Annotated in this window: 9 protein-coding genes; 4 read left to right on the top strand and 5 right to left on the bottom strand. The window is 45.1% G+C overall.

The annotated features are described in order from the left end of the window. Positions 1 to 21: 21 nt before the first annotated feature. Together ADF75_RS09995 and ADF75_RS09990 are read left to right on the top strand one after the other, a co-directional pair. Complete coding sequence (locus tag ADF75_RS09995; RefSeq protein ID WP_048789611.1) at positions 22 to 630, top strand: DUF1269 domain-containing protein; 609 nt, start codon at positions 22 to 24, stop codon at positions 628 to 630. 244 nt (positions 631 to 874) lie between these two features. Beyond that, entirely contained in the window at positions 875 to 1096 is a 222-nt protein-coding gene (locus ADF75_RS09990; protein ID WP_002893762.1) for a tyrosine-type recombinase/integrase, read from the top strand. Between the two features lie 109 nt (positions 1097 to 1205). On the opposite strand, the gene rpsI is transcribed toward ADF75_RS09990, so the two are convergent. The 5 genes from rpsI to rlmB all read right to left on the bottom strand — a co-directional run bounded on the left by rpsI (position 1206) and on the right by rlmB (position 4350). After that, complete coding sequence (rpsI, locus tag ADF75_RS09985; RefSeq protein ID WP_000075973.1) at positions 1206 to 1598, bottom strand: 30S ribosomal protein S9; 393 nt, start codon at positions 1596 to 1598, stop codon at positions 1206 to 1208. Between the two features lie 18 nt (positions 1599 to 1616). After that, complete coding sequence (rplM, locus tag ADF75_RS09980) at positions 1617 to 2063, bottom strand: 50S ribosomal protein L13 (protein WP_002876943.1); 447 nt, start codon at positions 2061 to 2063, stop codon at positions 1617 to 1619. A gap of 153 nt (positions 2064 to 2216) precedes the next feature. Then, positions 2217 to 3080 (bottom strand): DegV family protein, encoded by an 864-nt coding sequence (locus ADF75_RS09975; RefSeq protein ID WP_048790015.1) that lies wholly within the window; start codon positions 3078 to 3080, stop codon positions 2217 to 2219. Then, positions 3077 to 3592 carry an NYN domain-containing protein gene (locus ADF75_RS09970; RefSeq protein WP_048790014.1) on the bottom strand — a complete coding sequence of 172 codons (516 nt, stop codon included), beginning with the start codon at positions 3590 to 3592 and terminating at the stop codon, positions 3077 to 3079. The genes ADF75_RS09975 and ADF75_RS09970 overlap by 4 nt, the downstream gene beginning before the upstream one ends. Before the next feature lie 29 nt (positions 3593 to 3621). After that, positions 3622 to 4350 (bottom strand): 23S rRNA (guanosine(2251)-2'-O)-methyltransferase RlmB, encoded by a 729-nt coding sequence (gene rlmB, locus ADF75_RS09965; protein WP_048688495.1) that lies wholly within the window; start codon positions 4348 to 4350, stop codon positions 3622 to 3624. A gap of 104 nt (positions 4351 to 4454) precedes the next feature. On the opposite strand from rlmB, the gene ADF75_RS09960 reads away from it, so the two are divergent. Both ADF75_RS09960 and ADF75_RS09955 read left to right on the top strand, forming a co-directional pair. Further along, positions 4455 to 5420, top strand: coding sequence for an aromatic acid exporter family protein (locus ADF75_RS09960; RefSeq protein ID WP_048790013.1), 966 nt, complete (start codon positions 4455 to 4457; stop codon positions 5418 to 5420). A gap of 156 nt (positions 5421 to 5576) precedes the next feature. Beyond that, positions 5577 to 8831 (top strand): LPXTG-anchored zinc carboxypeptidase, encoded by a 3255-nt coding sequence (locus tag ADF75_RS09955; protein WP_048790012.1) that lies wholly within the window; start codon positions 5577 to 5579, stop codon positions 8829 to 8831. Positions 8832 to 8845: the final 14 nt, after the last annotated feature.

The following is an 8845-nucleotide window of genomic DNA, read 5'->3' as shown; positions in this document are numbered from 1 at the left end:
TTTAGAAAAGAGGTACTAACTATGGAAAACCTAGTAGTTTCAATCTTTAACACTGAAAGCGAAGCTTATCAGTCCTTTGCGGATTTGAAGGCTTTCCGCCAAACTCAGACGACCAAGGTTGCTCAAATCGCCTTGGTCAAAAATGAAAACGGTCACATCGTTGAAAAAGAACGCTATGACTTTGAAGATTCAACGACGGATGCAACCCTAGAAGGTGGCTTGCTCGGTGCAGTTATCGGGCTTTTGGGTGGTCCTATCGGCGTCTTGTTTGGTTATGGTATGGGTAGCCTCTATGGTTTGGCTGCTGGTGATGGCATTGATACGGCAGAAACTGGCCTGATTGACGTTGTTTCTCAGAAATTGACTAACGGTGAAACAGCCGTTGTTGCCTTGGTGCAAGAAGACAACGAAGCAGTCATCGATGCTTACTTCACCAAGTACGACACCCAAATCATGCGTTGGGATGTAGCAACCGTCGTAGCCGAAATCGAAGCAGCTCTGCAAGTCCAAGAAGACCTCTACAACCAGGCACGTGCACAAATGAAGGCTGAACGTAAAGCCGAACGCAAGGATAAACTTGAAGAATTCAAGGCAAATGTCAAAGCAAAATTTGACAAATTGAAAGCCTAACGTCTAAGCGTCTCATAAATTTAAATGTGACTGAGACGCCATTTAAAATTTATGTGCGTCGGATTCTCACAGTTAAATAATTGCGTTGACAAAGCCGTTACAGCCGTTCTTCCATTCTTTGAAAAGAATGTTTAATAGACAAGAAATCTGGACTAGTATTGGTCTGGATTTTTTTGTGAATATAGAGGTCATAGCTTTTTGACTATGCTTCGTTATAATTAGAAAAATTTTAAGTTTTATCAAGATGAAATCAGTCAGACGAAGACATCCCGAATTAGCACCAGCATCACCACACAAACTAAGACATACTGGTGCTACTCTTGCTAAACAAGCAGGTGTTTCTCTTGAAGCCTTCTCAGAAGCTCTTACTCATAGTGATAAAGAGATTACAAAAACTTACGTTAATATCAAAGATAAAGTCAATCAGACTGTAGGTGATATTGCTTTTCGTAGTTTAAAAAATTGATGGGGTGAATATGGGGTGAATTTTGGGGTGAACTTTGATTTTTTGAAACAAAAAAGACATCCAAGAAATAATTCTTGAATGTCTGTAAACGTTGATATAATCGTATTGATTAACGTTTTGAGAATTGTGATGCTTTACGAGCTTTCTTAAGACCTGGTTTCTTACGTTCAACTTTACGTGAGTCACGTGTAAGAAGTCCTGCGCGTTTCAATGAATCGCGGAAGTCTGGGTCTACTTGAAGAAGGGCACGAGCGATACCGTGACGGATAGCTCCTGATTGACCAGCGTATCCACCACCTACAACGTTAACGAAAACGTCGTATGAACCTACAGTTGAAGTAACTGCGAATGGTTGGTTGATGACCAAACGAAGGTCAGCGTGTGGGATGTACTCTTCAACATCTTTTTTGTTAACAGTGATTTTACCAGTTCCTGGAACAAGGCGAACGCGTGCAACAGCGTTTTTACGACGTCCAGTACCTGCATATTGTGCTTGTGACATACTTTATTGTTCCTTTCCTTAGATAAGTCCTGAAATATCAAGAACTTCTGGTTGTTGTGCAGCGTGAGTGTGCTCAGCTCCAACGAATACTTTCAATTTCATACCTTGAGCGCGGCCAAGAGTATTGTGTGGAAGCATACCTTTAACTGATTTCTCGATTAAACGAACTGCATTTTTAGAACGAAGTTCACCAGCAGAGATTGATTTCAATCCACCTGGGTGGTTTGAGTGAGTGTAGTAGATCTTATCAGTTGCTTTTTTACCAGTCAATTTAACTTTTTCAGCATTGATAACGATTACGAAGTCACCTGTATCAGTGTGTGGTGTGAATGTTGGTTTGTTTTTTCCGCGGAGCACGCTAGCAACAACTGCTGAAAGGCGTCCAAGAGGTACATCAGTTGCGTCAACAACGTACCATTTGCGTTCTACTTGGCCTGGTTTAGCCATGAATGTAGTTTTGTTCATGATTTCTCCTATTATGAATATCGTTTTTGTTTACAGGGCGGATGTTCCGGTCCGCGAGTTATTTGAAAGGTTCCGGGGCCTTACAAATGGGGTAAACAATACCGCCTACTATTGTATCAAATTTTTCAAATAAAAGTCAACCGATTTGAAAAATTATTTGCGATTTTCTTTTCCTATGACAAAGCCGATGAGAGAATTAGGACCAACGTGGGCAGCAATGACGGGACCTAGTGGCATAATCAAGACTTGGGAGATAGCTGGATTCTCCAACAATTGTGCCTTGAGTTCTTCTGCTCCTGCTAGATCATCCGTGTAAGAAACCAAAGCTGTACTGTGGCCGATATCTTCCTGGATAAGTGAGAGCATTTCCCTCATGGCTTTTTTACGTCCACGAATTTTGGCTATAGGGGCTAACTTGCCTTCTTCATCAATCCAAAGAAGGGGCTTGATATTGACCAAACTTCCGACGATAGCTGAACTCTTAGAAAGGCGTCCCCCGCGCATAAGATGGTAGAGATCATCCACCAAGAAATAGGTCCGCAACTTAGGAGCCACTTCCATCAGTTCTTCCTTAACCTGATTCAAACTCTTACCGGCATCACGCGCCTCAACTGCTAGCATAGACAAGTAGCCTTCTCCAATCCCTGCAGCTTTTGGATCGATGATTTCGATGACAGCTTCTGGGTAGTCTTCAAGGACCAAGTCTCTTGCCATGACCGCACTCTGGTAGGTCCCTGACAAAACTGAAGAAAAGGCGATATAGAGGAGATTTTCCTTGCGTTGAGCGTAGCCTTTGAAAATCTCTTGGAATTGCCCAACATTGACCTGACTGGTCGTTGGTTTAGCACCTTTTTGCATCTCTGCTAATAATTGGGGGCTGGTCAGTTTGTCTGGGCCTACTGTCTCATAATGAGTCCCATCAATTTGGATCGACAAACCGACGATCTCTACATCATGCTCCTTTGCCCATGTTTCATCTAAATCTGCAGTTGAATCTGTTAAAATTTTAAAGGTCATTTACTTGCTCCCATCTCTTTTTGTAGTTGACGTAGGCCCTCTTGGTCAAAAGGCCGTATCGGTGGTTTTTGATCGTTAACGGCTCCTCGCGCCTGGTTCAAGTCGGCTTTGACAACGGAAACTCTCTTCTCTAACTCCCGTGCCGAAACACGAAGTGCTCCTTGAGTAAAGACCGTCCATTGCTCATTCAAGTCACTGGTCGCGACTGATACTTGGTGGAGGGGGGTATTGAGCTCTGCTGCCAAGCGTTCAATGTAGTCATCGGCGGTCTCCTCCTCTGCTGTGAAGACCACTTGGACCTGAAATTCTTCATAGGTCTGGCGAATCCCTGGCATGTATTGGGCATCAAAGACACAAATCACGCGAATGCCTTCAAAGCTAGCATAGTGACTTAGCTTCTCTAGGAGGATCGTTCGTGCAGCATCGAGCTCACTCTTCTTAAAGAGCTGACGGGTCTCCTGCCAGAAGGCAATCATGTTGTAGCCGTCCACTAACAAAATCTTTTCTTTCATGGATTGCCTCCTTCCTCTGATTTCTTCTATTATAATTTATTGCGAAAGACCTCATACATAAGGATCGCTGCTGCGACACTGGCATTCAAACTTTGCACATGTCCTTGCATGGGAATAGTAATCATTTCATCCACTTGCTTTTTAATATTGGCCGAAATGCCCTTGCCTTCGTTGCCAATAATGAGGGCGAGCTTCCCACTGGTATTCCATTTGTGAGAAGGCGTCCCGTTCATATCGGTTCCAAAGATCCAAAAACCTGCTTCTTTGAGCTTGTCCAAGGTTTGGCTAAGGTTGGTCACTCGGGCAATGGGAACATGCTCCACTGCTCCAGTTGAGGTCTTGGCAACAACAGGGGTCACTCCAACAGCACGGTGCTTGGGAATGATGACTCCCGCTACCTGAGTAGCATCGGCTGTTCGCAGGATGGATCCCAAGTTATGCGGATCGGTCAAGCCATCCAAAATCAAGAGCAAGGGATTGTCTTGATTAGCTACCTGGGTCAAGATCTCAGTCAAGTCCGTATAGGCAAATTCCGAAACCCGCAAGACAAAACCTTGGTGGACAGCTCCTTCTGTCATTTCTTGCAAGGTCTTCTTAGGGGTCCAAGAAATGGAGACCTTTTTTTCCGCTGCCAGATCCTTGATTTTTTCTACATTTTTTCCACGCAAATCATCCTGGATATACAATTTATTTCCTGTATTTGCGACTAGTGCTTCTGTAACGGCATGAACGCCATAAACAATATCGTTTTTTTCCATGAAACTAGTATAACACAATTGCCATATCTGGTGAAACATTTGAAGTAGGGCACTTTGCTTGTGGTATAATGAAACTAGTTTAGAAAAAGGAAAGAATCAGCATTATGCCACTTATTCACCGAACCATCAAGATGATTCTCGCCACCTGTTTGGCCATCTTGCTTGCAGAGTTTTTGGGTCTGTCCTACGCCACCTCTGCGGGGATTATTGCCATTCTCAGCATTAGCGATACCCGTCGAAGCACCGCCAAACTAGCCTATAATCGCTTCATGTCCATGCTTCTTGCTCTCCTCCTTGGAAGCTTAGCCTTTCAGATTCTCGGCTTCAATCTCTGGGCCCTTGGTTTTTATCTGGCCACCTATGTCCCCCTTGCTTTCCTACAAGGCTGGGAAATTGGTATCACGCCCAGCTCTGTCCTGGTTACCCATCTCCTGCTAGAAAAATCCACTTCCCTTTCTTTATTGGGAAATGAAGTGGCTATTTTTCTAATCGGAACCAGCTTTGCCCTCCTAGCCAATCTCTATATGCCTTCTCGACAGGAAGAAATTGATCGCTATCATGAAATTGTCGAAGAGCAACTCAAAAAGATTCTCTATCGTTTTGCAGAGTTTCTAGGAAAAGGAGACGGGAGCAACGATGCTAGCTTGATTCGTGAGCTAGATACCATCTTAAAAGAAGCTCTCGATCTAGTCTATTTAGACCATTCCAACCACCTCTTCCATCAGACCAACTACCATATCCACTATTTTGAGATGCGCAAGCGCCAAAATAATATCCTGCGGGACATGGCCAATAATGTAAACAACTGCCAATTAGCTGCGAGCGAGAGTCTTATTTTGGCCCAACTCTTTGCTAAAACAGCCAGCCAGCTCAGTCAAGAAAATCCAGCCCAATTCCTACTTGACGAAATCAACCGCTATCTAGCAGTCTTTCGTGAGCGACCTCTTCCTCGATCACGTCAAGAATTTGAAACCCGAGCGACCCTTCTGCAACTCCTCCGTGATCTTGAAACCTTCATCTCCATTAAGGTGGAATTCTATCAAACCTACCAGAAGGAACTTCAAGCATAAACCCTTCTTTAGAGACTGGGAAGATTTTCCCAGCTCTTTTCTTTGCCATCAATCTGTAACGAATTTCAAGAGAAAAACTTCCATATATATTGAAAGCGCTGTCATAAAGTGTTATGATAGAGGTGCATACATGCAAAGAACAAAGGAGGTCTCTTTATGCATTCTTCTTATAAGAAGCGTTTGTACACAAACGCACTCAGTCTCTCTACCGCTGTCCTTTTAGCCTTCCTCGCACAAGGCCAAGTTGCTGCGGACACTGTTGAGACAGCTAGTCCTGCCGCACCTGTCGAAAACGTCCTCAAGCCACAGGGAACAAACGCTAGCCCGGCAACCAGCACAGAGGCTAACAGTCCGGCTCCTGCAACAGAAGCGACTGCAAGTCCTGCAGAGACTGCTCCAACTAATCCTTCTAGCCCAGTTGAAGCCTCTCCTACCGCTTCAGACACTACTAGCCCTAGTGCTAAGCCAGAAAACACAGGAACAGAGCGAGCAGCAAACGCAGAGCCAGCTATCAGCCTTAGTGACAGTCCTGTTTACATGTCTGAAAAAGGAACGCTGACGGATACCGTTAAGGATCAAGCTCAGGCTGCTGGCAAGATTAGCTGGACTTTGGACGACAAACCACTGGAAGAGTGGAAAACTTGGGACATGGAGACAGGAACTCTGTCCAAAGATCCCTTCATCACAGTTGAAGAGAACAAAAACGGAAACGATTTGGATCTGACCTTTACGGTCAAGGAACTCTTTGGCGAAGATTTAAGCCTTCGGAGCCCTAATAATATCCGTCGGACCTATCGGAACTATATTGGCGAGCATACTTTAGTCGGAACTAGTTCAGATCTTGGGCTGACTATTCGCAAGAATCTAACCTTCCGTCCATATAAAGATTTCCATACCCACGAGGAAATGCTAGCTTCCATTGAGCAGACAAAGGCAGAAGCCAAAACGGACCGTCTAGTTCAGCTTGAAACTCTTGGTAAGAGCGCCCAGGGACGGGATATGAAGATGGGAATTATAAGTAAGGACCAAGCAAGTATTGACCACTACCTCTCATCTACCAATCCAAAAGCCCTCACCAAACCAAGCGAGATGTTGGCAGCTCTGAAGGACAAGACCTTGGATTACAAACTACCTGTCCTGGTTCATAATACGCATGCGGATGAACAACCTGGGATTGACATCATCACCGGTCTCTTCCGTACCTTCGCTACAGAAAATCAAGTCACTTTTAAAACGACAGACGAAGCTGGTAACGTCAAGAATGTGACTCTGGACATCCCAACTCTTTTAAACAAATTTATCTTCTTGTTTGACTTCACGGAAAACCCTGACGGGGACGCTCTCAACCTGCGTGCCTTGGCCAACGGACTAGATCCAAACCGGGATGCTAGTTACCAAACCAACCCAGAAGTGCGCACCGTCATCCAAATGATCAACAAATGGAATCCGATCGCTCTCTATGATATCCATGGATTTGTCAAAGAATTCTTGATCGAGCCTGCAACACCTCCACATGATCCGAACTTTGAATACGACCTCATGTCCAATCTCATGCTGGAAAATGCCCGTCATATGGGGCGCGCAGGGGTTGCCAATTCCAAATACGACAGCTACATCATTCCAAAACTGGATTGGGGAGATGGCTGGGATGATTCCTTCTCTGGTTATACAGGTGTCTATGCCGTTTACCACGGCATCTTGGGCCATACCATCGAAATTCCAGAATCCAACCAAGAATCCTATTATGCTGGTCGTAATGCTGTCCTCGGCGGAATTGACTTCCTCAGCCAAGATCCCGACAAGCTTCTTGAGATGCGCCTCAACTTCTACCTACGTGGTCTCAACAAGATTGAAGATCCAAAAGCAGAGAACGAACTAGTTGGACCAACTGGTGAAGTTGTCGGTCGTGTGAAGAATGGTCGTCCGAAATTCTTCCCTGACTACTATGTTATCCCAATGGGCCTCGACAAGGACAATGACGCCCAAGAAGCCTTCAATATGATTGACTACTTCAAACGCAATGGTGTCCTCGTCAAAGAACTCAAAGAAGATACAGGTACCTACAAAAAAGGAGACCTAGTCATTGACATGGCTCAAGCTAAACGGGGCTATGCCAACCATATCCTCTATAAAGGGTCTAACGAATCCGCCTGGGCAGCCATGTATGCGGAACTTCTCGTTAACTTCCCTGATATGAAAGGCTTCAAGGCAGAACCTGTGTTCAAAGACGGTCTCTTTGCTGGAAAACTTGGAGAAGTCACCACCACTCGCGCGACTAGAACCTCTGAGATCGATCCTAAAGCGCCTTACTACGTCATTGCCAATACCTCAGCCAGTGCCGTTCAAGCCGTAAACAAGGCGATTTCCCAAGGTAAATCTGTCTACCTAACAGATGATGGCTACATCGTTGACCGCGATACTTTTGCATCGCTCCTACCAAACTATGCCATCTACGGCGAAGCCCTCTACAAGGTTCCAAACGGTCCAACCTTGAAACCATTGAAGATCTATTCTCCAAACTATCACTACGATTGGACCGGCGTAGATGCGCCTGCTCATACTAGTTTGGTCCTTGAAAAATTAGGTTTCCAAATCGTCGATACTCCTGACGAAGCAGATGTCATTGTGCTTGAAAATAATCGCTTTGATGCCTCCATCTTCGGCAAGAAACCAACTCTCGTCATCGGCGGGGAAGCCATGCAGAAACTGGAAAAATTGGGAGTTCTTTCAGGTTTTGACGCTGAAAAACTTAAAGGTGGCAGTGACTACGAGGGCTTGATGAAAGCCATCATCGATGACCAAGACCCACTGACCAGTGGCTACAAGAAGAACGCTCTCTTCTACTCCAACTCAGGAAACTGGATTGAAAAGGTTCCAAGCAACTTTAAGACCTTGATGAGTATCGCTTCAAGTGACTACTACATTGCAGGCTGGTGGCCAAAAAATGAAGTCCTAGCCAATAAGGTCATGGCCATCTCTGGAGAACTTCTTGGCCAACCACTCTTTGTCTATGCCGGAAATCCAACCAATCGCCAACACCCAGTCCACTTCTTCCGCTGGGTAACCAACGCGATCTTTGGCAGCAAGTTGGCAAGCTTGATGGATTACGTACCAGCCAAAGAACCAGATCGGGTGGTGGTTCCAATTCATAACCAAACAACCACTCCACAGCCAGTATTGGCTAAGAAGGACACTCCTAAAGTTCTCCTTCCACAAAAAGAAGCCGCAGCTGAAACTGGAGAAAGCATGCAAGCCTTGACCTACCAAGTGGGACAAAGATTCCAAGAAAATCCAGCCAAGGCGCAATTGCCACAAACTGGAGAAGATACTACTGCACACTTCGTTCTTTCAGGCTTCTTGCTAGCCGTAAGCGGAGGCTTCCTCCTCTTGAAAAAGAAAGAAGTTGAATAAGTTCCAGGTGTAGA

This window comes from Streptococcus sp. 1171_SSPC (assembly GCF_001069335.1).
In the GTDB taxonomy this organism is placed as follows: Bacteria; Bacillota; Bacilli; order Lactobacillales; family Streptococcaceae; genus Streptococcus; species Streptococcus xiaochunlingii.
This window is presented reverse-complemented; position numbering and strand designations above follow the sequence as displayed.